At 69.9% G+C, this 23096-nt stretch carries 19 protein-coding genes; 13 read left to right on the plus strand and 6 right to left on the minus strand.

Translation table 11 applies throughout. The annotated features are described in order from the left end of the window. Positions 1-108 precede the first annotated feature (108 nt). From AB0L64_RS15110 to pgsA, 3 genes are read left to right on the plus strand one after another with little or no spacing between them, the layout of a single operon-like run. Positions 109-876 (plus strand): helix-turn-helix domain-containing protein, encoded by a 768-nt coding sequence (locus AB0L64_RS15110; RefSeq protein ID WP_363710714.1) that lies wholly within the window; start codon positions 109-111, stop codon positions 874-876. Positions 877-924: 48 nt separating this feature from the next. Then, the gene (locus AB0L64_RS15115; protein WP_363710715.1) at positions 925-2799 is read left to right on the plus strand and encodes a radical SAM protein; all 1875 of its coding nucleotides are present in this window, start codon (positions 925-927) and stop codon (positions 2797-2799) included. Beyond that, on the plus strand, positions 2796-3419 hold the full coding sequence (pgsA, locus tag AB0L64_RS15120) for a CDP-diacylglycerol--glycerol-3-phosphate 3-phosphatidyltransferase (RefSeq protein WP_359933609.1): 624 nt from the start codon (positions 2796-2798) through the stop codon (positions 3417-3419). The genes AB0L64_RS15115 and pgsA overlap by 4 nt, the downstream gene beginning before the upstream one ends. 1287 nt (positions 3420-4706) lie before the next feature. Here pgsA and AB0L64_RS15125 read toward each other — a convergent pair. After that, complete coding sequence (locus AB0L64_RS15125; RefSeq protein WP_363710716.1) at positions 4707-5822, minus strand: DUF2332 domain-containing protein; 1116 nt, start codon at positions 5820-5822, stop codon at positions 4707-4709. A gap of 184 nt (positions 5823-6006) precedes the next feature. Here AB0L64_RS15125 and AB0L64_RS15130 point away from each other — a divergent pair, with 184 nt between their 5' ends. From AB0L64_RS15130 to AB0L64_RS15140, 3 genes are all read left to right on the plus strand, one after another. Further along, positions 6007-6867, plus strand: a complete 861-nt coding sequence (locus AB0L64_RS15130; RefSeq protein WP_363710717.1) for a MarR family transcriptional regulator — start codon at positions 6007-6009, stop codon at positions 6865-6867. Positions 6868-7028: 161 nt separating this feature from the next. Next, positions 7029-7487 carry a CinA family protein gene (locus AB0L64_RS15135; protein ID WP_363711137.1) on the plus strand — a complete coding sequence of 153 codons (459 nt, stop codon included), beginning with the start codon at positions 7029-7031 and terminating at the stop codon, positions 7485-7487. 163 nt (positions 7488-7650) lie between these two features. Then, the gene (locus AB0L64_RS15140) at positions 7651-7941 is read left to right on the plus strand and encodes a helix-turn-helix transcriptional regulator (protein ID WP_355690095.1); all 291 of its coding nucleotides are present in this window, start codon (positions 7651-7653) and stop codon (positions 7939-7941) included. A 5-nt stretch (positions 7942-7946) separates the two neighbouring features. On the opposite strand, the gene AB0L64_RS15145 is transcribed toward AB0L64_RS15140, so the two are convergent. From AB0L64_RS15145 to AB0L64_RS15155, 3 genes are all read right to left on the minus strand, one after another. Then, a complete protein-coding gene (locus tag AB0L64_RS15145; RefSeq protein WP_363710718.1) occupies positions 7947-8408 on the minus strand; it encodes a DUF4262 domain-containing protein in 462 nt (153 codons plus the stop codon). A gap of 104 nt (positions 8409-8512) precedes the next feature. After that, positions 8513-9298, minus strand: coding sequence for a DNA-formamidopyrimidine glycosylase family protein (locus AB0L64_RS15150; protein WP_363710719.1), 786 nt, complete (start codon positions 9296-9298; stop codon positions 8513-8515). Between the two features lie 11 nt (positions 9299-9309). Then, entirely contained in the window at positions 9310-13947 is a 4638-nt protein-coding gene (locus AB0L64_RS15155) for an ATP-dependent helicase (RefSeq protein WP_363710720.1), read from the minus strand. A gap of 109 nt (positions 13948-14056) precedes the next feature. Here AB0L64_RS15155 and AB0L64_RS15160 point away from each other — a divergent pair, with 109 nt between their 5' ends. Both AB0L64_RS15160 and AB0L64_RS15165 read left to right on the plus strand, forming a co-directional pair. Next, on the plus strand, positions 14057-15229 hold the full coding sequence (locus AB0L64_RS15160; RefSeq protein WP_363710721.1) for a hypothetical protein: 1173 nt from the start codon (positions 14057-14059) through the stop codon (positions 15227-15229). Beyond that, positions 15226-15420 carry a DUF3046 domain-containing protein gene (locus AB0L64_RS15165; protein ID WP_355690102.1) on the plus strand — a complete coding sequence of 65 codons (195 nt, stop codon included), beginning with the start codon at positions 15226-15228 and terminating at the stop codon, positions 15418-15420. Before AB0L64_RS15160 ends, AB0L64_RS15165 begins: the two co-directional genes overlap by 4 nt. A 28-nt stretch (positions 15421-15448) precedes the next feature. Here the strand turns inward: AB0L64_RS15165 and AB0L64_RS15170 are convergent, their stop codons facing one another. Further along, entirely contained in the window at positions 15449-16009 is a 561-nt protein-coding gene (locus AB0L64_RS15170; RefSeq protein WP_359933623.1) for a GrpB family protein, read from the minus strand. Positions 16010-16048: 39 nt separating this feature from the next. Then, positions 16049-16840 (minus strand): hypothetical protein, encoded by a 792-nt coding sequence (locus AB0L64_RS15175; protein ID WP_363710722.1) that lies wholly within the window; start codon positions 16838-16840, stop codon positions 16049-16051. 250 nt (positions 16841-17090) lie between these two features. Between AB0L64_RS15175 and recA the strand changes: the two genes are divergently transcribed. The 5 genes from recA (at position 17091) to AB0L64_RS15200 (ending at position 22326) form a co-directional block, all read left to right on the plus strand. Then, positions 17091-18164: a recombinase RecA gene (recA, locus tag AB0L64_RS15180; protein WP_359933627.1), complete on the plus strand. Its 1074-nt coding sequence runs from the start codon at positions 17091-17093 to the stop codon at positions 18162-18164. Between the two features lie 1798 nt (positions 18165-19962). Further along, positions 19963-20457, plus strand: coding sequence for a regulatory protein RecX (locus AB0L64_RS15185; protein ID WP_363710723.1), 495 nt, complete (start codon positions 19963-19965; stop codon positions 20455-20457). 611 nt (positions 20458-21068) lie between these two features. Next, on the plus strand, positions 21069-21383 hold the full coding sequence (locus tag AB0L64_RS15190; RefSeq protein WP_363710724.1) for a GNAT family N-acetyltransferase: 315 nt from the start codon (positions 21069-21071) through the stop codon (positions 21381-21383). A gap of 11 nt (positions 21384-21394) precedes the next feature. Continuing rightward, a complete protein-coding gene (locus AB0L64_RS15195; protein WP_363710725.1) occupies positions 21395-21787 on the plus strand; it encodes an MmcQ/YjbR family DNA-binding protein in 393 nt (130 codons plus the stop codon). A gap of 194 nt (positions 21788-21981) precedes the next feature. After that, a complete protein-coding gene (locus tag AB0L64_RS15200) occupies positions 21982-22326 on the plus strand; it encodes an antitoxin (protein WP_363710726.1) in 345 nt (114 codons plus the stop codon). The last annotated feature ends 770 nt before the right edge of the window (positions 22327-23096 follow it).

Genomic DNA, 23096 nt, shown 5'->3' on the forward strand with positions numbered 1-23096 from the left:
TCCGTGACTCCGTCGGGCGAGGGCCGTTGAGATGATGTCCGCGGCGCTGCCGTCGGCGAGCACAGCCCGTCCGGGGGACAGGGCGACGAACGAGAGGGTGGTGGCGAGGTGAGCATCGGCAGCGATCTCACGGCGGCCCGTGAGCGGGCCGACATGACGATCGAGCAGCTGAGCGCTGCGACCCGGATCAGATCCGGGCTGCTGATCGCCATGGAGGCCGACGACTTCTCCCGCTGCGGCGGAAACTTCTACGCCCGCGGGCACATCCGGTCGATCGCCCGCGTGGTCAAGGCCGACCCCGCCCCGTTGCTCGCCGCCTTCGACGCCGAACACGCCGTCGAGGAGGAGAAGTCCCGCCGCGAGGAGCGCGCCGCGGTCAAGGCCCCGACGCTGCGTCCGGCGCGGCCGCGCTGGGCACTGCTGGTCGGCGCGATCCTGGTCGTCCTGATGGGCTGGGGGATGGTGCGCCTGTTCACCCTGCCCAGCGACATCGAGGCCAACGCGTCGAAGACCGCGACCGCCACCGCGACGGTCACGACGCCGACCCCGAAGCCGACGCCGCAGCCGAGCGTTCAGCCCACCAAGACGCCGACCTCGGCGAAGCCGCCGGCGCTGAAGACCTCGCTGACGCTGACGGCGAAGGGCAACGGCACGTACCTGACGGTCCGCGACAAGAAGAACCGCCGCCTGTTCCAGGGGCGCCTCGGCCCCGGCATCGCGCAGTCCGTCACCAGCTCCGGCGACATCCGGGTGACAGTGGGCAACCCCGCCAACCTCGTCGTCGTGCTGAACGGCAAGCAGATCCCGACCAAGCTCTACCGCTTCACCGCCCACCCGGACGGCACCCTCAGCAAGACCTCCGGCACCGGGTCCTGAAGCTGCTGAGTTAGGTAGGGACGTGCACAGCGCGTCATACTCGTGGGGATGACTACGCCACCCACCACCGTCGCCCTGGTCACGCTGGGCTGTGCCCGCAACGATGTCGACTCCGAGGAACTGGCCGGCCGGCTCGAAGCCGGCGGATTCCGCCTCGTCGACGACGCCGCCGAGGCGGACACGGTGGTGGTGAACACCTGCGGCTTCGTCGAGGCCGCCAAGAAGGACTCCGTCGACACGCTGCTCGCGGCCGCCGACTACAAGGAGTCCGGGCGCACGCAGGCCGTCGTCGCGGTCGGCTGCCTCGCCGAGCGGTACGGCGAACAACTCGCCGAGGCCCTCCCGGAGACGGACGCGATCCTCAGCTTCGACGATTACGCCGACATCTCGGACCGCCTCCGCAGCATCCTCTCCGGCGCCAAGCACCAGCCCCACGTACCCCGCGACCGCCGCAAACTCCTGCCACTCGCCCCCGCCGACCGCCACACCACCCCTGGCGTAGCCATCCCCGGCCACGGCGACACCACCCCAGACTCCACGACCGGGACTGCTGCCGCCGGGACCGGTGCCGCCGGGACCGGTGCCGCCGGGACTGCCGCGTCTGGGGCTGCTGCGTCCGGGACTGCCACGTCCGGGATCCCCGGCACCGGCTCGGCCGCTGCTGGGGCCGCCGCCTCCGGGCGGGCTGCTGTTGCGGGCTCGCACATCCCCGAGCAGCTCCGGCCGGCCGGCGCCGGCCCGAGCGCTCCTGGCGAGCTCAAGGGACGCTTCGTCACCGGTGCCTCGGACGAGCTGAAGATCGACGCCCCCGACCTCGCCACCGCCCCCGCCAGCGGCCCCCGCGTCATGCGCCGACGCCTCGACGGCGGCCCGATGGCCCCGCTGAAGCTCGCCTCCGGCTGCGACCGCCGCTGCGCGTTCTGCGCGATCCCGATGTTCCGCGGCGCCTTCGTGTCCCGCCGCCCGGGCGAGGTGCTCCGCGAGGCCGAGTGGCTCGCCGAGAACGGCGTACGCGAACTCTTCCTCGTCTCCGAGAACTCCACCTCCTACGGCAAGGACCTCGGCGACCTCCGCCTCCTGGAAACTCTGATCGGCGAGATCGCCCGGGTCGCTGGGATCACCCGAGTGCGCGTCTCGTACCTCCAACCCGCCGAGATGCGCCCCACCCTCATCACCGCGATGACCGGCACCCCCGGCGTCGTGCCGTACTTCGACCTGTCCTTCCAGCACGCCTCCGGCCCGCTGCTGCGCCGCATGCGCCGCTTCGGCGACTCCGAGCGCTTCCTCGAGCTCATCGCCCAGGTCCGCGCGGCCGCTCCCACGGCCGGTATCCGCAGCAACGTCATCGTCGGCTTCCCGGGCGAGACCGAGGAGGACGTCGACATCCTCTGCGACTTCCTCTCCCGCGCCGGCCTGGACGCGATCGGCGTCTTCGGCTACTCCGACGAGGACGGCACCGAGGCCGAGACGTACGACGGCAAGCTCGACGAGGACACCATCGCCGCCCGCCTGGACCGCGTCACCCGCCTGGCCGAGGACCTGACCTCCTCGCGCGCCGAGTCCCGCATCGGCGAACTGGTCGAGGTCCTGGTCGAATCCCTCGACGACGCCTCCGACACCTCCGACGCCACGGGCTCGGACATCTCGGGTTCGGACGCTACCCGGTCGGGCACTGCCGGGTCGGACGTCTCGGGGTCGGACGCCGCCGAGTCGGCCTCCGGGCAGTCGGCCGAGGGACGGGCCGCGCACCAGGGGCCGGAGGTGGACGGAATCACGACGCTGACCGGCCTTCCGGACGGCGTACGGGTAGGCGACCTGGTGTCCGCGAAGGTCGTCGCGAGCGACGGTGTTGACCTGATCGCCGAGTTCGCGGCACTCGTGAGCACCCCAAGCGGCCGTCCGGCAGCTAACCTGACCGCGTGAGCAACCCCCCGACGAACCCGGCACCGGGCGCCGCCGGCGGTCCTCTCCACGCGCCCAGCGCCTGGAACCTGCCGAACGCGCTCACGGTCCTGCGGCTGGTCCTGGTACCGCTGTTCGTCTGGCTTCTGCTCCGCGACGGCGGCGAGGGCACCGGCGACCGGCTGCTCGCCACCGCCGCGTTCGTCGTCGCGATCGTCACCGACCGCTTCGACGGCGACATCGCCCGGCGCTGGAACCTGGTCACCAACTTCGGCAAGATCGCCGACCCGATCGCGGACAAGGCCCTCACCGGCGCCGCGTTCATCGGCCTCTCGTACCTGGGCGAGCTCCCGTGGTGGGTCACCGTCGTCGTCCTGGTCCGCGAATGGGGCGTCACCCTCCTCCGCTTCTGGGTCATCCGGCACGGCGTCATGCCCGCCAGCCGCGGCGGCAAACTCAAAACCGTCCTCCAAGCCATCGCCCTGGGCCTCTACCTCCTCCCATGGCAAGACGTCGCCCTGATCCACTGGCCCGCCGTCATCATCATGGCCGCCGCAGTCCTGGTCACCCTCATCACAGGCCTCGACTACCTCCTCCGAGCCCTCCGCCTCAGAGCCGCCGCCAAACGCCCCCTCCCATAACCGCCGAACACGACTCACCACGCCGCCGACAACTGCCCGCGCAGGGCGCGCAGCCCGCCCCCGGGAACCCGGTGCGGACCGGTAGGGCGTACCGCCGACGACTGTTCGCGCACGGCGTGCCGCGGGCGACAGGTGCGCGGTCCGGGGATTCCCGTGCGTCCGGGCGGGGGTGCTGCCGGGAACTGTTCGCACACGGCGGCAGCGAGCAACGGTATAGCGCCGGAGACCCGGTGCGGACGGGTACGGCGTACCGCCGGGCCCTAGCCGGGTGGGCGTGCCCCGAGCGACAGGTGCGTGGTCTGGGCGTTCCGGCGCGTGGGGTGCGGCGTGCTGCCGGGGACTGGTCGCACACGGCGGCAGCAAGGATGGCGTGTGCCGCCCGGGGAACCTCGTGCGGACGGGCACGGCGTGCTGCCGGGGACTGTTCGCACACGGCGGCAGCGAGCATGGCGTGTGCCGCCGGGCAATCTGGTGCGGACAGGTACGGCGTACGGCCGGGCTCTGCCTGCGCACGGCGTGCCGGGTGCGACAGGTGTGCGGTCCTGGGGTTCCGGTGTGTGGGTACGTCGTGCTGCCGGGGACTGTTCGCACATGCCGGCAGCGAGCAAGGCGTGTGCTGCCGTGGAACCTGGTGCGGACGGGTACGGCGTACGGTCGGGCCCCAGCCGCGCGGGCGTGCCACCGGCGACAGGAGCGCGGTCGGGAGGTTCCGGTGTGTGCGGGCACGGCGTGCTGGTGGGGACTGTTCGCGGACGCCGTGCCCCGCTCGACAGGTGCGCGGTCCGGGGGGCCGGTGCGTGTGGGTACGGCGTGGCGTGCTGCCGGGGAACCTGGTGCGGACGGGTAGGGCGTACGGTCGGGCGCTGCCCGCGTGCCGCGGGCGACAGGTGCGCGGTCCAAGGGTTCCGGTGTGTGGGGTACGGCGTGCTGCCGGGGATCGTTCGGGTACGGCGCGCCGGGGGCGACAGGTGCAGGCCCCCGGGCAGGGGTGGAACTGGTACGGCGTGACCGCCAGGATCCTGGGCCTACGGATCTATCGGACCTAAGGCTGGTCAGGCCCAGGACAGGTCGGGCCTAGGGGCCAGTCCAACCCGCGGACCGGCCAGCACAGGGGGGAGCAGAGCAAGGCGTCGTCGCGACCTAGGAGGCGGGCGCGGGAGGGCTGGGCGCATGACTCACCCAGCAGGCTCAAGAACTCGGCCAGCCGGCTCACGACTCGGCCAGCCGGCTCACGACTCGGCCAGCCGGCTTACGACTCGGCCAGCGGGCTGACGACGGTTAGTGGGCTTACGACTGGGCCAGCCAGGTGAGCATTTCGCCGCGGAGCCAGCAGCGGCCGACTGCGGTGGCGTGGAGGGAGCTGTGGTCGAGCACTGCCAGGCCGAGAATGCTGTGGCCGGAAGCCCGCCGGTCGCCGAACGTCGGGATCCCCGGCGCGACCCCGACCCCCTCGACCGACACCCACGCGACCGGCCGCCGGGTCGCCGCCTCGTCCAGCCGCTGCAGGAACCTCAACCGCCCTTCGAGATCCAGACCGGACAACGCCCAGGTCGTGATCACCACCGGCAGTACGCCGTCCGGCACCGACCCGATCGCCTCCGGAAGAACGTCGACAACGTCACCCTCGACAAGCAGCGGGGGAGCCGCCGTCGCCAAAGCCAACTCCGCCTCGAGCCTCGACCCTCGCTCCACCTGATCCGGCGGCACACACGCCCGTAGCCACCGCGCTACATCCGCATCCGTCACATCAACCGGACCTGCATCAACCACCACGCGAGCCCCAACCTCCGGCATACCCAGAGACGGCACCCGCCCCTCACCCACAACCGAAGCCGACACCTGAACCGCCGACCCCGGATCACCCAACGACTGCCCGTTCCCGTACGCGATCCCCACCCGATCAACAGTCAAATTCAGCCCAGCCGACCGCCCCACATCAACCAACCCGACCGACTCCACCCCCACCCGCCGCGCCACCTCAGCAACCGCCGGGTACAGCAAGGCATGCCGTCCACCCTCGTCCCCCAACACCTTCCACCCCGAGGCAACCTCCACGAGAGCCTCTCCCAACCGCCCCATGACCCCCACAGCCACCCCACCAACCTCCGCATCCGGCGGGCTGGGGTGAACTGTGGTGCTGGCGAAGGCGGCGGACAGCTCGGGGGCCTGGCCGGCCAGGGCTAAGTAGTGAAGTGCGGCGAGGATCCCCGCCGGACGCCGGCCGCGTGGAGAGGCGCTTCCGATGACCCGCAGCGCTTCGTCCGACTCACTCAGCGCGATCGCGATCTGCGCGTACACCGGTGAGATCTTCGGCGCTTCGACCTCACCGAACCGTCGATATGTCTGCGCGAGCGTACGCCCGCGACCGCCACCCTTCGCGCTTCCAGCAGTCGACTTCGGCATCCGAGCGAGTCTAGGCCCTGTCTGGTCACGCCCGCGCCGCCCGCCTCCAAGGACGACCAATCTCGTAACTGCGCGGACAGGGCGCGGTGAGACTTCGTCAAGCGTGTCGGATCAGGACGAGCGTCTTCGTAGCCACTGTGAGAGACCAGCAACGGGCCGGTCGCTTCAACCTCCGGAGATCAGCATGTTGGACACCCGCACCGCCTCACCAGCCCTCGCCACGCCGGCCGCCGTCGGGCGTCGGCTCGGGAACGAGCTGCTGGAACCGCTGCACCTGGTCGCCTACATGTCCGACGAGCCGAACGAAGCGCTCCAGGCCCTCGGATATGAGGGCTACTGGCCCGGATACTTCGCCGCACGATCCGCCCCGCTGGGCCGGGTACCCGCCGAAGTCGTGGACGCGCTCTTCTACAACTTCGCCCCGGGCGAGGTCGCCGCCTGCATCCCGGCCTGCTGGGACGTCGCAACGCCCGAGGCAGCACTCGAGGCTCACCGCCAAGGATGTGTCGCGGCACTGCGGCGCGTCCTGGGTGACCTCGCCGACACGCCGGCGGTCGCCCGCGCCGCGGACCTCGCCATCCGCGCAGCAATGGACGCCCCTATGGAAGGACGGATCCTGTACGCCGCGCTGCGGTCGCTCCCGGTGCCGGACGAGCCACTCACCCGCCTCTGGCACGCGGCCACGCTCCTCCGCGAGCACCGCGGCAACGGCCACGTCGTGGCCCTGGTGTCCGAAGGCATCGACGGCCAGGAAGCCCACGTACTGCAGGCGCTCGACTGGGGCATGGCCCCGGCCGACTACGGACGGCTCGACCCGCTGACGCCGGCTCAGCTCGACGCGGTGGTGGACGGCCTGCGCAAACGCGGCCTCGTGGACGCAGAAGGCAAGTTCACGCCTGCCGGCCGCGAGACGAGGAACCGCATCGAGGCCCTCACGGACGCGCTCGCCGCCCCCGCGTACGACTGCCTGCAGCCGCACGAGATCGACCAACTCACCGCCGACCTCGAACCCCTGGTCGAACGCATCGCCACGGCCGGCTACTAGCCGAGCGCGCCCCCGTCGTCACCGTCGACACACCACGAGGGGCATGGTGTGCGATGTGGGGTAGTGGGTGTGGTGTTGGCTGATGGCACTGGAGTGCCGGTGTGGATCGAGAGTCGGAGGTGGGCGTGGCCGGAGAGGCAGTTGAGGCGGCGGTTGGCCGATTGGTGGAGCTCTTGCTGGAACATCGCGTGACGCTGGCCACGGCTGAGTCGTTGACAGGGGGGATGGTCGGGGCGGTTCTGACGGATGTGCCGGGGGTGTCGGCTGTGTATCGAGGTGGCGTGGTGGTCTACGCGAGTGATCTGAAGGCCAAGCTCGCGGGTGTGCCGGAGGATCTGCTGGCTGCTGTGGGGCCGGTGCACCCGGACACGGCCGCCGCGTTGGCCACGGGTGTGCGGGAGCGTCTGGGGGCGGATTACGGGCTCGCGACGACAGGTGTGGCCGGTCCGGACCCGCAGGCGGGTATCGAAGCCGGCACGGTGTACGTCGCAGCGGCTGGGCCGAGCTCCGTGCAGGTGCGGAAGCTGCAGTTGAGCGGCGATAGGACAGCTGTCCGCAGGGGGAGTGTGCAGGCCGTCCTGAAACTCGGGGCAGAAGTTGTGACGGAAGATCTCGACTGAACGGGGTGTTGGGACCAGCATGGGGACAGGTAAGGCAGACTGGCACGGCGCACCGAAGGTGGACATTGCGAGAAGTAGTGACCCAGCAACAGGTACCGTTGGTTCCTACGGCCGAGCTACCGTGCGAGTAGGTACGGCCGGACAGGCGGAAGGGAGAAACCTCATGGTGCTGGTTCGTGGCCTGCTGGGCGACGTGCTGCGGCGTAAGCGGCTGCGCCAGGGGCGCACTCTGCGCGAGGTCTCCGCCGACGCACGGGTCAGCCTCGGCTACCTGTCCGAGGTCGAGCGCGGTCAGAAGGAAGCTTCGAGTGAGCTGCTGGCGGCCATCTGTATGGCGCTGGATGTGCCGCTGTCGACCGTCTTCGCCGAGGTGAGCGAGGATCTGGCGCGGGAAGAGGCTCTGGTGCTGGCGCACCCGGCCATCGAGACCGAGGTCGTCGCCTCCGCCGCCTGACCCGGTCATCGCCCGTCTCCGTCGGGACCGGGACTACTGCTGGGCGGCTGGATCAGACCTGTGCGGCCCGGCCACACGAGCTGCAGGGCCGGCAACGACGGCTGGCCAGGCTGCCGGAACATCGCGTTGGCGGTGAACAGGTGCAACGCTGAGTCGGGGAACCGGAGCAGCTCGGCTGTGTGTGGGGGCGGGAACAGCTCCGACAGGTCGTCGCCTTCGTCGAACGTCGCGCCGTCCGTCACGGCCCAGGCGAGCGGCTTGAGCCCGAGGTAGGCGTGACACGGCTCAGGCTCGAAAACGATGATCTCCGGATGCCGGTACAGGCTGAGGCCGAGTGTGTACCCGAAGGCCGGGTTGCGGTCGCCGTCGCCCTCGACGAACTGCATCGTCCACCCGTACGTCTGGATGTTTCGCTCGATCTGCCGCGAATACCGCTCGTCGGTCAGCCCGCCACACTGGTCGCACATCGCTTTCTCCTCTCGCTCGAACATCTGTTCGATGCGTCAGAGAAGGTACCCGTGTTCGGTCCCGTCGGAGGAGTTGTCCACAGGACATTCCCAGGACGGAGAGGTCACGTCTCGGGCTGGCAGGCCGGGCACCAGTAGGTGACTCGTTCCCGGGTCGGCTCGCCGAGCATCTCGGTGAGGATCGTCGTACCGCACCGGCGGCAGGGCTTCCCGGCGCGCTCGAACACCCATGAGCGTTGTCCCGGCCGGTCGATGCCGGTGCTGACCTGCGCGACGTTGCGTACGTTGGCTTTCATCAGCTTCCGGCTCAGGTCGACCGCGGCGGGGACATCGACCTCTCCCACCGGACGCCGCGGGTGCAGGCCGAGCAGGAAGCAGATTTCGGTGCGGTAGAAGTTGCCGATCCCGGCGAGGTTGCGTTGGTCCAGCAAGGCCTCGCTGATCGTGCGCCCAGCATCGGACTCGACGTTCGCGATCGCGGTCGCTCGGTCGAACGACGGCGACAGGAGATCGGGGCCGAGATGCCCGACGACGCTGTCTTCCTTGTCGGTGGCGACGAGGTCGAGCACCGGAAGGCGGTATCCAACCGCAGTCCAGGCTTCCGTTTCGAGAACCGCCCGTATCTCGTGGCCCGGCCCGCCACGCCATCGCTCACCCGGTCGATAGAGATGCCAGCTACCGTCCATCCGGAAGTGGCTGTGCACCGTGACTCCACCGGAGAGCCGCATCAGGATGTGCTTGCCGCGCGCAACCACCTCCGCCACGGTCCGCCCGCTCAGATCGGTCGTCGCCAGCGACGGCACGCGGAAATCGGTCCGAACGAGCACCTGGCCGGCAAGCGCCTGGTTCAGCCGCTTGCAGGCCCGCCAGACGGTGTCTCCTTCAGGCATGACTCGCCACTTCAGGCCCGCAGCCGCAGACCGCGCGGCGTTGCGTGGAACCCTGCCTTGGCCAACGCGTCGCCGAACGCCGTATGCCGGACCTGCTCGCCGTCGGCTGTCTCCACACTGAGCTTGCCGAGCTGCCCGTCCCGAATTGCCAACGCCAACGCGTCCACGGCCGGCTGGAGCAGGTCCGGATCCTCGGTGAAACTCAGCACGGTCCGGCCGCCACGCTCGACATACACGATCAGCTGCCCGTCGACCATCACGACCAATGCGCCCGCCTTCCGGCCCGGACGATGTCCGCCGGCACTCTCTCGCTCAGGCCACGGCAGCGCCGCGCCGTAGGGATTCGCTGGATCGGATGCGGCCAGTACGACGGCGCGCGCGGTCAGTTCCTCGTCCTTGCGGCCGCCTGCCCGGGAACCGCCAGGGCCGAAGCGCCCCGGTGGACCGAACGGTCCGTCAGGTTTGGCAGGCGTCGGCAGCTCAGCGAGCGCCCGTAGCCGGTCGACGGCGCCGGGCAAGGCGAACTGTGCGGCACCCAGCCCAGCGACGAAGTACCCGCGCCGGCATCGACCGGACTCCTCGAACGCACTCAGCACCTTGTAGACGGCCGCGAACCCGCCCGGCGTCCGCTCGGTGATCACCGAGCCTCGCGTCACGATGCCGTAGCGATCGAGCAGTGTCTCCGCCGCGGCGTGCGCGCGCCGAGTCGCGTCGGAGCTCCGCTCTGGGAGCAACGACCATCGGCCGCCCGCGGTGGGCGGACCACTCCGTGACGGCATCGCGGGACGTCCAGGTCGTAGCGGTCGCCCAGGACGCGCGCGTGGAGTGGAACGACGTGTCCGATGACTGCCTCGGCCGCCGCCGACGAGCGACCGGACCGGCGTGAGGGTGTCGTTCGTCAGATACCCCGCCCACACCAGGTCCCAGAGAACGGTCACCAGCGTCTCGTCCTCCACCACACCCGAGCGGGATCCGACGACGTCGCTCAGTTGGCGGAAGAAGAACGCGCCGCCGCCGGACAACGCGTCGAGGACGGCCTGATGGGTCTCGCCGAGCTCGAAGGCCGGATCCGGGTCGGGCAATGTCAGATCGCAGTTGTCCGCGAGATGAAGCGACACCCATCCGTCCGTCCCCGGCAGCGAACCTGAGCCGGCCCATACCACTTCACCGGTCGCCGTCAGCTCGTCCAGCATCGACGGCTGATACCCGGGGACGCGCGACGGCAACACGATCGACTCGAGCGCCGAAGCCGGAACCGCGCATCCCGCGAGTTGCTCGACGGCGCCGAGCAGCACGTCGTACCCGCGGCCGCGACTGCTCGTGATCCCTTGCCAGGCCGGCAGGAATCGCGCCAGCGCAGACGGATCGACCGGCTCGACCTCCTTGCGCAACGCGGCAAGTGAGCGTCGGCGCAACAGGCGCAGCACCTCGCCGTCGCACCACTCGAGCGCGATCCCGCCCGGCAGGAACTCACCCTCGACGACTCGACCGGCCGCACTAAGCCGACGCAGCGTGTCCGTGACGACGGCGACTCCGATCCCCAGATGCGTCGCGAGATCGATAGCGCGGAACGGTCCGTGCGTCCGCGCATACCGCGACACGAGGTCGCCGAGCGGATCGGCGACCGGCTCGGCGTGTGCCTCCGCGACCCCGGGCGGCAGTGGCACGCCGAGGGCATCGCGCAACCGGGCGACGTCCTCGACGACAGCCCATCTGTGCTCGCCCGCGATCCGCACCCGTACGACGCGACGCGCCACGGCCAGCGACGTCAGCCAGGACTCCGCGTCCGAACCGTCGACGCACCGCTGGGTTGCCTCCGGCAATGACAGCGGGCCGACGATCCGCAGTACGTCGAACAAGCCCTCGGCATCGCGGGCTCGACGATCCTCGGCCAGGCGTTGCAGCTCGGCCTCGGTCCGCAGCACGACCTCCGCGTCGAGCAGCTCTCGCAGCTCGGTCCGCCCGAGCAGCTCCGCCAGCAGGCTCTGGTCGAGCGCGAGCGCGGCGGCGCGCTTCTCCGCGAGCGGGCTGTCGCCCTCGTACATGAAGGCGCCCACGTAGCCGAACAGCAACGACTTCGCGAAGGGTGATGCCTCCGGCGTCTCGACCTCAACGACCGAGATCCGGCGCTCTTCGATCCCGGTCAGCAGATCCTTCAACGCCGGCAGGTCGTACACATCCTGCAGGACCTCGCGCAGCGTCTCGAGCACGATTGGGAACGAGCCGAACTTGCTGGCCACACTCAACAGCTGCGAGGCGCGCTGCCGCTGCTGCCACAGGGGTGATCGACGCCCCGGGTTGCGGCGTGGCAGCAACAAGGCCCGCGCCGCGCACTCCCGGAACCGCGCCGCGAACAAGGCGGATCCGCCGACCTCGTTGGTCACCAGATCCTCGATGTCGGCCGGATCGAACAGGACCAGATCCGCACCCGGTGGCGCTTCGTCCGTCTCCGGCAGGCGCAGGACGATCCCGTCGTCGCCGGACACCGACTGCGCGTCCATCCCGTACCGATCCCGGAGCCGCGCGGCGATCGCCAGCGCCCACGGACCGTGCACCTGACCGCCGTACGGCGAATGCACGCAGACCCGCCAGTCGCCGAGCTCGTCGCGGAACCGCTCGACGACGATCGTCACGTCGTCAGGCACGCGGCTGGTCGCGTCGCGTTGCTCGGCCAGATACGAGACCAGGTTGTTCGCGGCGAAGTCGTCCAGCCCGGCGGTCCGCGCGCGCTCGACCGCCTTGGCTGCGGGCAACGACGCCATCTTGCGAACGAACGCCCCGGTCGCCGCGCCGAGCTCCGCCGGTCGGCCGACCGCGTCGCCCTTCCAGAACGGCAACCTGCCCGGCTGACCGGGGGCGGGGGAGACGAGCACCCGGTCGTGCGTGATGTCCTCGATCCGCCAGCTCGACGCGCCGAGCGTGAACACGTCGCCGACGCGGGACTCGTACACCATCTCCTCGTCGAGCTCGCCGACTCGATGGTTCGTCGACTCGCCGACCAGGAACACCCCGAACAGCCCGCGGTCCGGAATCGTCCCGCCGCTGGTCACTGCGAGCCGCTGCGCGCCCGGCCGGCCGGAGATCTCACCGCTCACCCGGTCGAACACGATCCGCGGTCGCAACTCCGCGAACTCGTCGGACGGGTAGCGACCGGACAGCATGTCGAGCACGCCGTCGAACGCCGATCTCGGCAGCGTCGCGAACGGGGCGCAGCGTCGCACCAGAGCAAAAAGGTCGTCGACGTCGATGGGCTCGAGCGCGACGATCGACACGATCTGCTGTGCGAGCACGTCGAGCGGATTCGCGGGGATGTGCAGACTCTCGATCAGCCCGTCCTGCATGCGCTGGACGACGACGGCGGTGTCGATCAGATCGCCGCGGAACTTGGGGAACAGCACACCGCGGGAGACGGCGCCGACCTGGTGACCGGCCCGTCCGACCCGCTGCAACCCGCTGGCGACGGACGGCGGCGCCTCGACCTGGATGACCAGATCCACGGCGCCCATGTCGATGCCGAGCTCGAGGCTGCTCGTCGCCACGACGCAGGGTAGCCGCCCGGACTTCAGGTCGGCTTCGATGAGTGCACGCTGCTCCTTGCTGACCGAGCCGTGGTGGGCCCGCGCGATCAACGGCGGCGCGGCAAGTGATCCGCCGGACTGCGCCATCAGCTGAGCAGGTGACCCGAGCTCGGGCAGCTCCAGCTCGGCGCGCTCGGCGGCGATCTCGTTCAGCCGGGCTGTCAGGCGCTCGGCGAGGCGGCGCGAGTTCGCGAAGACGATCGTCGAGCTGTGCTGGCTGATCAGGTCGAAGACCTGCTCCTCGACATGCGGCCAGATCGATGCGTGCTGTTGCGGCCCGGCCGCGGACCCTGAGGTCTCCACCTCGGTCGCGGCCAGCTCGGCCATGTCTTCGACGGGAACGACGACACTGAGGTCCCACTGCTTCGTGAACTTGGGCTGCACGACCGTGACCGGCCGCTCGCCGCCGAGGAACCGCGCAACCTCTTCCACCGGTCGCACGGTCGCGGACAGACCGATGCGCTGCGCCGGCTTCGGCAGCAGCGCATCGAGCCGCTCGAGGGTCAGCGCCAGATGTGCACCCCGCTTGGTCCCGGCGACAGCGTGCACCTCGTCGACGATGACCGTCTCGACGCCACGCAGGGACTCCCGGCCTTGCGACGTCAGCAGCAGGAACAACGACTCCGGCGTCGTGATGAGTACGTCGGAGGGCCGCGACGCGAACCGCCGCCGCTCGGCGGCCGGGGTGTCGCCCGATCGCACCGCAACCTCGACGTCGATCGGCGCCTCACCGAGCCGGCGGGCGGTCTCGCGGATGCCGATCAGCGGGGCGCGGAGGTTCCGCTCGACGTCGACGGCGAGGGCCTTCAGCGGTGACACGTAGAGAACCCGGCAGCGCAGCTTCGGGTCGGACGGTGGCGGCGTCGTCGCCAGCCGGTCGAGCGCCCAGAGGAAGGCCGCCAGCGTCTTCCCGGAGCCCGTCGGGGCGACCACCAGCGCGTCCCGGCCCGCGGTGATGGCGTCCCACGCCTCGAGCTGGGCCGGGGTGGCCGCCTCGAAGACGTCGCCGAACCACGCCCGGGTCGCGGGCGAGAACCGGCTCAACGCGCTGGTCTTCTTCACGCCGACCATCTTGCCGGGTCCCGCCGACAGTTTTCACGAACCATCCGGTCGCCCACCGTGAGCACACGCTTTCCGTCCGATGCACAGCTTGTCCCCTTCGTCTGGAATGATCGACGGCATGATGAACCGCGTACGTGCAGCCCTCGTCGTCGTGGCCTGCCTGGTCGGGCTGACCGGGTGCGTCAAGCTCGACGCCGACCTGAAGGTCGGGTCGAACGAGACGGTCTCGGGGACCATGAAGATCGGGGTGGACAAGCAGCTGCTGCAGTCCAGCGGCCAGTCCCTCGACAAGGTCCGGCAGCAGATCGAGAGCAGCATCAAGTCGGGCGCCACCGAAGGCGTCGAGTGCAAGTCGTACGAGGATGACAAGTACGTCGGGTCGGACTGCTCGTTCAAGAACGTGCCGTTCGACAAGATGGGCAGCTCGAGCGGTGACGGCGTCAGTTTCACCAAGAACGGCGACAAGGTCACGGTGACGGTCAAGGCCAGTGACCTGGGCAGCAACCTGCCGTCCGGTGGCAGCCAGCCGGACGTGAACTTCAAGATCACCATGCCGGGCAAGATCCTCGAGCACGACAGCGGTGCGAATGTCAGCGGCCGGACGGCGACCTACGACAGCATCGACAAGTTGGGGAAGATCTCCCTGACCTCCGAGGCCGGCGGCGGGTTCCCGATGTGGGCGCTGATCCTGATCATCTTGCTCGTGGTGCTGGCGATCGCCGCGGTTGTCTTCGTCGTGCTGCGCAGCCGGAAGGCGAAGGGTCCGCAGGGCTACGGCCAGCAGTTTCCGGGGCAGTACCCGGGCCAGCCCGGTCCGTACGGCGGCCAGGGGCAATACCCGGGGCAGCCCGGATACGGCCAGCAGCAGTACGGCCAGCCCGGACAGCAGTACCCGGGTCAGCCCGGTCAGTACGGCGGGCAGCCGGGCCAGCCAGGTCAGTACGGCGGGCAGCCGGGCCAGCCAGGTCAGTACGGCGGGCAGCCGGGGCAGTACCCGGGCCAGCCGCAGCAGGGGCAGCCCGGTCAGGGGCAGCCCGGTCAGGGCCAGCCGCCGTACGGCGGGCAGCAGCCGGGGCAGCCTGGTCCGCAGCAGTACCCTGGGCAGCCTCAGCAGGGGCAGGGACAGTGGGGCTCGCAGCCGCCGCAGCAGCAGGCTCCCGGTGGTTGGGGTCAGCAGCCTGGACAGGGTCAGCAGCCTGGTCAGCCGCAGCAGGGTTCGCCCTACGGCCAGCAGCCGCCGCAACAGGGCGGGTGGAGTCAGCCCCCGAAGGACAACGACGGGCAGGCATGAGACTGACGGAATTCTGGGCGCGGATGGATCACCATCTCGGGCCCGCGTATGCACGGACCTGGGCAGAGACCCAGGTGGTTCAGGAGCTCGACGGCCGCACGGTCGTCGAGGCCCTGGCCGACGGTGAGGCCGCCAAGGTGGTGTGGCGAGCCGTGTGGGCGCACCTCAACCTTCCGCCCAGCGAGCGCTGATGCTCAGAGCAACGACTCGAGCCGCCCGCTAGCTGGTCCATCCGGTGCGGGCGGCCCATTCCTCGGCCGGTAGATAGATGAGATCGCAGACCGGGTCCTTCAGGTCGGCGTAGTCGCCGATCTCGAGCCGGAGCGCTGCGGCGTGCTGCTTGAAGACGGCGTACGCGCGTGCCGTCTCCGGGTGATTGCGCAGATAGTCGCGGAACAGCAGCGCGTACCGCTGGTTGGCCCGGCCGGCGACCCGGATGTGCAGGTTCACCCGACGCCGGTACATGGGCTCGACCAGCATCCGCTTCACCCAGTGGATGTCGTCCGCGGGCAGCCCCGGCACCGGATGGTCGCGTCGCGGCGGGCGGAGTTCCCAGTCCGCCGCGACCATTCGCTCGGCGACGTCGTCCAGTTCGGGTTCGGTGGCGACCGTCACCTGGATGTCGAGGATGTCCTTGGCCGGCAACCCGGGGACCGAGGTCGAGCCGATGTGATCGATCCGCTGGACCAGTTCGCCGAGCTGTCCACGGATCGCGTGCGCGGTCTTCTCGTACTGCGCGGGCCACGTCTCGTCCGGCTGCACGATGACGATCTCGTTCATGCGCAGATCATCCCAAGCCCGCCCGGGCCTGGGACAGCTTCAGAGAGGTTTGACCCGGAACGTGCTGGTGATGAGCAGGTCCGCGGCCTCGTACGCCGCCTTCTTGATGCCCTTGCGCTCGTCGAAGAAGCCGCCGACCACGCCGACGCCGGGAAGCTTCCCGACGAACCGGGCGCCCAGGCTGCCGCGCGGACGCTCCTCGAACACCTCGCTGAGTCCGCCGAACAGCTTGCTGAGCCGCCAGACCAGCCGCACGCCCTTGCGCAGCCCCATGTCCTTCGACACCTCGTCGAGGCCCAGTTGCTCCGTGACGTCCTTGCCGGCGACCTCCGGGTCGTCGTACTTGAGGACCTCGTCCGGCGTGATCGGGCGGTCGGTGAGGACTCGGATGATGATCGACGTCCGGTCGGCGTGCGCCTCCACGCCGTACTCGCGGCAGACCGCGCCGATCACCATCGCCTGCACCGCCGCGCCGAGGGTGTCCTTCATCGGCAACCGGTCCGCCGCCGCGCCGCTGAGCCGGGGGAGCCCGGCGACGACCGCGGCGAATCCGCCCAGCCGCTCGACCCACCAGTCGCAGCGCTCGGCCAGCGGGAGCGTCGGCCACTCGTCGTGGCCGGGCACCTTCATCTGCAGCAGCCGGTCGATCGCGAGGATCAGGCCCTTCTCGGCCAGGTTGGGCTTCTCCTGGTCGGAGTAGTCGGTCAGGAAGCTGCGGATGCCGAACGGGTCCTGCGAGCGGAGCGCGTCGAGCACGATGTCGATCCCGAACTCCACCCGGCTGATCGCGAGGACCACGGCGGAATCGGGTACGTCGGGGCGGTCTGTCACGCCCGCAAGAGTAGGGATCGGCCGGGTCAGGATGGTTGCCCGGACAAGCTTCGGCGTGTCAGTTGTGATTCGAACACGTGTTCGGGATACTTTGGTGCTCGGAAGGTGGCCGGGACGGCCGAGTTGTCCACAGAATCGAAGTGGCTGCGAAAACTGTCCGTGGCGGCGAATACCTTCTCTGGCGACAACGAAGTTCCTTCGGGCGGCCGGCCGGCGGCCCCGATTATCAGATGGGTCAGGTGGCAGTCACATGGCGGGTGCAGCGAGTGCGGAACGCGCGGCGGCCGATCGCGAGAAGGCGCTTGCGACCGCGCTGACGCAGATCGAGCGGCAGTGCGGCAAGGGTGCGGTGATGCGCCTGGGTGAGCAGGGCAAGGCACCGATCGAGATCATCCCGACCGGCTCGATCGCGCTCGACATCGCGCTCGGGATCGGCGGTCTGCCGCGCGGCCGGGTGGTAGAGATCTATGGTCCGGAATCCTCCGGTAAGACCACGGTCGCCCTGCACGCGGTCGCGAACGCCCAGCGGGCCGGTGGGATCGCGGCCTTCATCGACGCCGAGCACGCCCTCGACCCGGAGTATGCGCGGAAGCTCGGCGTCGACACCGACGCGCTGCTGGTCTCGCAGCCCGACTCCGGTGAGCAGGCGCTGGAGATCGCCGACATGCTGGTCCGCTCCGGCGCGATCGACATCGTCGTGATCGACTCGGTGGCCGCGCTGGTGCCCCGCGCCGAGATCGAGGGTGAGATGGGCGACAGCCACGTCGGTCTGCAGGCCCGGCTGATGAGCCAGGCGCTGCGGAAGATGACCGGTGCGGTCAACGGCACCGGGACGACGGCGATCTTCATCAACCAGCTGCGCGAGAAGATCGGCGTCATGTTCGGTTCGCCGGAGACCACGACCGGTGGTCGCGCGCTGAAGTTCTACGCGTCGGTGCGGCTGGACGTGCGCCGGATCGAGTCGCTCAAGGACGGCACGGACGTGGTCGGTAACCGGACCCGCGTCAAGGTCGTGAAGAACAAGGTGGCTCCGCCGTTCAAGCAGGCCGAGTTCGACATCATCTACGGCCAGGGCATCAGCCGCGAGGGCAGCCTGCTCGACCTCGGTGTGGAGCAGGGCTTCGTCCGCAAGGCCGGCGCCTGGTTCACGTATGAGAGCGATCAGCTCGGCCAGGGCCGGGAGAACGCGCGGAACTTCCTGCGTGACAACCCCGATCTGGCCAACGAGCTGGAGAAGAAGATCAAGGAGAAGATGGGCATCGGCCCGACGCTCGACGCCCCGGCCGACGAGGCCGCCAAGGCCGAGGTTGATGTCGACTTCTGATCGACCCTCCGCGGGCGGCAGCGTCCCCCGGCAGCCACCGGCTGCCGACGACGCTGCCCCCGCGGCGCTGTCTCTACCCCACGATGAACGCCTCGCCCTGGCCCGCAAGCTTCTGGCCGAGGGCGTGACCGGGGCTGCGAACTCCACGGAGACAGCTGTCTCCACCGAGCGCCCGTCGTACCGGCGTACGTCGGCTCGCCGGGTGTCCGCGGAGCGTGGCGGCGATGTTGCAGCTGACGAAGGCGACTCTTCGTCCGCAGGCTCGGGGCGAGGAACACGTCGTACGCGAGGTCGTGGCGCGAAGCCTGCCAACGCGTGGGACGACTCCGACGACTTCCTCGACAGCGGGGAGACAGAGCGGCGCACCGGCCGACGCACCAGCTCCATCAGGCGAACCGTCGGCACGGTCGACCCCTGGGACGAGCCGTCGAGCGGCTCAAGCAGACGAGGTCCTCGCCAGGCGACCGCGCGGCCTGATTCCGAGCCGCAGGCTCCATCGGCCGCCCGACGCGGTACGTCGCGACGGCATGCCGACGCGAATCCGATCGACCCGTGGGGCGACGAGGACGAACGTCCAGCCCAGACCTTCGAGGCCCAGGCAGCCGCCCGCCAGGCCGAAGCCCAAGCCTTCGCCGACGACACCCCCGCCCCACGCCGTGACTCCCCGGCCTGGCCCAACAGCTCAGTAGCACCTGCGATCCGGCGCGACTCATCTACTCCCGCCTCGCGCCACGCCGTCGGGAAACCGGCCGCCTTCGACCCATGGGCAGACCCAACCGACAACGCTGCGCCCGCCTCCGCCAATGGACAACCAGAGCCGGCCGCAGCACCCAAGCTCGAGCGGCCCCCAAGGACGACGGACGCCCCCACCGCTGAGCGGCGCTCAAAGCCGCCACTCGCAGCCGACCGCTCGTCACAGCCGAACAGCGCGCCCACTGAAGGTGGCCGGCGCAACTCAGCCGAAGACCCGTGGGCAGATCTAGCAGATGCTTCCGACAACGCGCGGCGGCCAGTCGGCGCACTCGCCGAAGATGTCACCCGACACTCTGCCGACCGATCTGGCGACGGATCTGGCGACGGACTGTGGGCGGATCCTGCAGGGGCACCTCCAGCCAATCGGCGGCCGAGGGCGGGCACGGCCGCTGAAGCTGCTGGGCGAGGCTCGGGGCCGGCGGATGATCCGTGGGCGGATGTGGCTGATGCATCTGTCAGCGAGTCGTCGGGTTCCTCTGCCGGTGCCGCATCGCTTGCCTCAGCAGACCGGGCACAACAGTCTCGCCCCAGCGCCGCCGATGCGGCATCCGGCGACGCGGGCACCAACACATCCACGGAAACGCCGACAGGGTCGCGTCGCCAGAGGTCGACAATGGCGTCCCGTGAGAAGCACACCGCGGTGTCCCGTGAGACCCGCGACGCAGCGCCTCGTGAGGAGTCGACTGTGGCGCCTCGTGGGTCTCGCCGCAGCGCGGCCGGTGTGGCGTCTGGCGGCTCGGATGCCGAAGGATCCATGGGGACGTCGACGGAGTCGCGTCGCCAGGCGCCGTCAGCGGCGTCTCGTGAAACGCACAGTGCAGCGCCTCGTGAGATAGCCGACGCAGCGCCTGGCGGGGCGTCAGCTTTGGCGCCTCGTGAAGCGCCGAGTGCGAGGCCTGGTGGGGCGGCGGCCGGGGAGCGGCGGGGATTGGCGCGGCGCCGGGTTGGTGGTGGGTTTGGGCGGCGCGGGAAACGGCCCCAGGGGGATGAGCCGGAGGGGACGGGGGACCCGCAGCTCGACGGGGAGGCGGGCGATCCGTACTCGGTGGCGCGGACGATTCTGCTGGACAAGCTGACGGGACAGCCGCGTACGCGGGCTGAGTTGGCGGACGTGCTTGCTGAGCGGGAGATTCCGGACGAGGTGGCCGACGAGGTGCTGGATCGGTTCGTCGAGGTCGGGTTGATCGACGACGCCGCGTTCGCGAACGCGTGGGTGGAGTCGCGGCATCGCGGTCGCGGACTGGGGAAGCGTGCACTGGCGCAGGAGCTGCGGCGACGCGGAGTGGACGACCAGCTGGCGCGGGATGCGCTCGAGGAGCTCGATCCTCAGCAGGAAGAGCAGACGGCTCGCGAGCTGGTACGGCGGAAGATGCGGTCGATGCGTTCGCTGGATCGACAGGTGGCGATGCGGCGCCTGGTCGGCATGCTCGCCCGCAAGGGGTACCCAGGCGGTCTCGCGATGAGCATCGTCAAACAGGAACTCGACGCCGGCCACGACGAGTTCCCACTCCTCGATTCCTCCGGCCTGGAACCCGAGTAATTCTTCGCGCCACACGACCACCACCAGCCCGAACTCGTCACGAGACGATGCTCGCCAGGCGAGGGGTGGTGTGGGCAGAGCATCCGTACACCGAATCGCCGGCAGAAGGCCCACCAGGTGACGCGCCCTGGGGTCGTGCCGTGAGCCGGAGCCTCACCTCGCCGCTTGTCAGCCGGGCGTCGATGACGCGGCCGAGGTGGCGTGTACCTGAGTCACATCGTCCGGGATGGCCGCAGGGCCCGGCGCCGGGCTGGGCCTGGCGGCTGGTGCCGTCTGTGATCAGGCCGCCGGGCCGATCCGGGCTTGGCGCCGGCGAGGTGGTCGATCGCCGAAGCGGAGTGCGGCGCCCGTCGCCATACTGCGGTCCGGACGTCGGCGATGTTGGATGGGCGGGCCGGGCTGATCGGACTGGTCGGGTCGGCTCGGTTGGGTCGGGTCAGGTCGGTCGGGTCGGGTTGGGTCGGGTTGGGCCTGAGGTTTGGAGGTTGGGGATGGGTGCGGTGGGGCGTGGAGTGGTTGTGCGGGCGGGGGCTGTGGGGGATCGGGTGGGGATTCGACGGTTGTTGGGGGAGTTGCATGGGGAGAGGGCGGGATCGGTGAGTCTGCCTGTAGTGCGGCAGGATGCGCGGACGTTTGTTGCTGTTGAGGGGGATGACGTGGTGGGGGTCGTGGTGGGGACGTTCGTGGATTACGGGCGTGAGCCGTACGGGATGGTTGAGGAGTTGGTTGTGGCGCCTGAGTGGCGTGGGGTGGGGACCGGCGGGGCATTGCTTGGTGAATGCCGGGAATGGCTGGCTGCGGCGGGGACGGAGGTTGTGTTTGTGTCGGCGGTCGATGAGGAGGCTGCCGAGTTCTACGTGCGGGCTGGGTTCAACCGGTGCGTCGGGCCGTGGTTGTGGGCAGGGAGCGGTGCCGGGCGGGAGTAGCGTCGGGCGGTATGACGAGCCTGGGTGATGTGGAGCGGTTGGTCTCGGGGTTGCCGGAGACCGAGGAGGCCACTCGGCATGGGATGCGGACGTGGAAGGTCGGCGGGAAGGCGTACGCGTGGGAGCGACCGTTCAGCAAGGCGGATGTGAAGCGGTTCGGGGAAGAGACGCCGCCGGACGGGCCGATTCTTGCGTTGGTGGTCGAGGATCTCGCGGAGAAGGAAGCTGTGCTCGCGGCGCGGGCGAAGGACGGGTTCTTCACGATTCCGCATTTCAATGGGTACGCCGCTGTGCTGGTGCAGCTGGATCGGGTGTCCGAGGCGGTACTCGAGGAGGCGTTGCTCGACGCGTGGTTGGTGCATGCGCCGGCCGAGGTTGCCAAGGCTCATCTCGACGGACGGTAGACGGTGTACGGCTGTCGTGGGGTGTCGAGCGAGCCGAATGTCACGGAGGGTGACGGGGTTCCGGGGGTGGGCTGCGGCGAGGGGCGTTGACGGGTGCGGCGTGACGGTGTGTTATCCGAAGTAGGGCTGGTACTTGGGCCGGTCCGTAGGCTGGGATTTTCCGTCGATCCGCCCCAGACACCGCGGAGGGTGCAATGAACGATTTCCAGGAACAGGCGAAGAACTGGCTCCGGAATGTCGTCAAGCAGAACCCGGACAAGATCAAAGCCGGAGTCGAAAAAGCCGGCGATCTGATCGACAAGCAGACCGGCGGGAAGTACGCGGACAAGGTCGATTCGGCGCAGGAGAAGGTCGGGAGCTTCGTCGACCAGCAGAACGTCGGGGAAGCGCCGGGCCAGGCGGGGGCGGAGCCGGCCGAGACCTCTCAGCCCGCGTCGCAGTCCGGTGAGACGGCCCCCGGATCCACTCCCGGCACGTCGGCCGGATCATCGGCGGGCACGGCTCAGTCGGAGACGTCGGACGGCAGGACGAACAGCTAGCTGAGGCGCAGGCGGCGGGCCTCACGGCGGCACGGGACACGGCCTGCCGCAACTCGAGCGGCGGGACCTGGTGTGCAGGTGGTAGGCCCGCGGCCGTAGGTCGGTAGGTGTGAGGCCGCTCGGCCACCAAGGCGAGTGTTGGCGGTGGCAGTGAGGCTCGCCGCCGTGCTGGTGGCGGGCCTGCGGCCGCGAAGGTGGGCTGAGTGCCTGTGGCTGCGGTCGTTGCAGTCCCGACAGAGCCGGTAGCTGGGGGTGTGAAGGAGCGGCAGCCGGGAGCCTCGGGGACCGAGGCGGAGGCGGCCGGTTGGCCGCGGCGAGTCTTAGGCCGCTGGGAACACGAGCGCTGGGCGGCCTTGCGGCGCGAAGTCGGTCAGGACTGCGGCCGCGGGGGCGGTCAGGAGTGCGGTCGCGGAGGCAGGTAGGAGTGCGGTCGCGAACGCGGGTGGGAGTGCGGGGGCGGTCAGGAGTGCGGCCGCGAAGCCGGGGGGAGTGCGGCCGCGGCGGCGGGCGGGACTGTGGTCGCGGGGCGGTAGCGATGTGGTTGGGGCTTGCCCGGTTAAGTGGTGGTGGGGGTAGACCACGGTGGGGAGTGGTCTGGGTGGGATCGGGGTGGGGGCTTGTGAGTGTCCGCCTTGACCGGCGTGGGGGGCGCGCCTAGCCTCGGCATCAGGAAGGGATGAAACCACCGGATCGGTGGCGGGTATAAGAACGGCCGGCTGGTGAAAGGTGCCGATCGGCCGCGAAAACGCAACCACGCTCGACCGAGCTGA

This window comes from Kribbella sp. NPDC051936 (assembly GCF_040680955.1).
In the GTDB taxonomy this organism is placed as follows: Bacteria; Actinomycetota; Actinomycetes; order Propionibacteriales; family Kribbellaceae; genus Kribbella.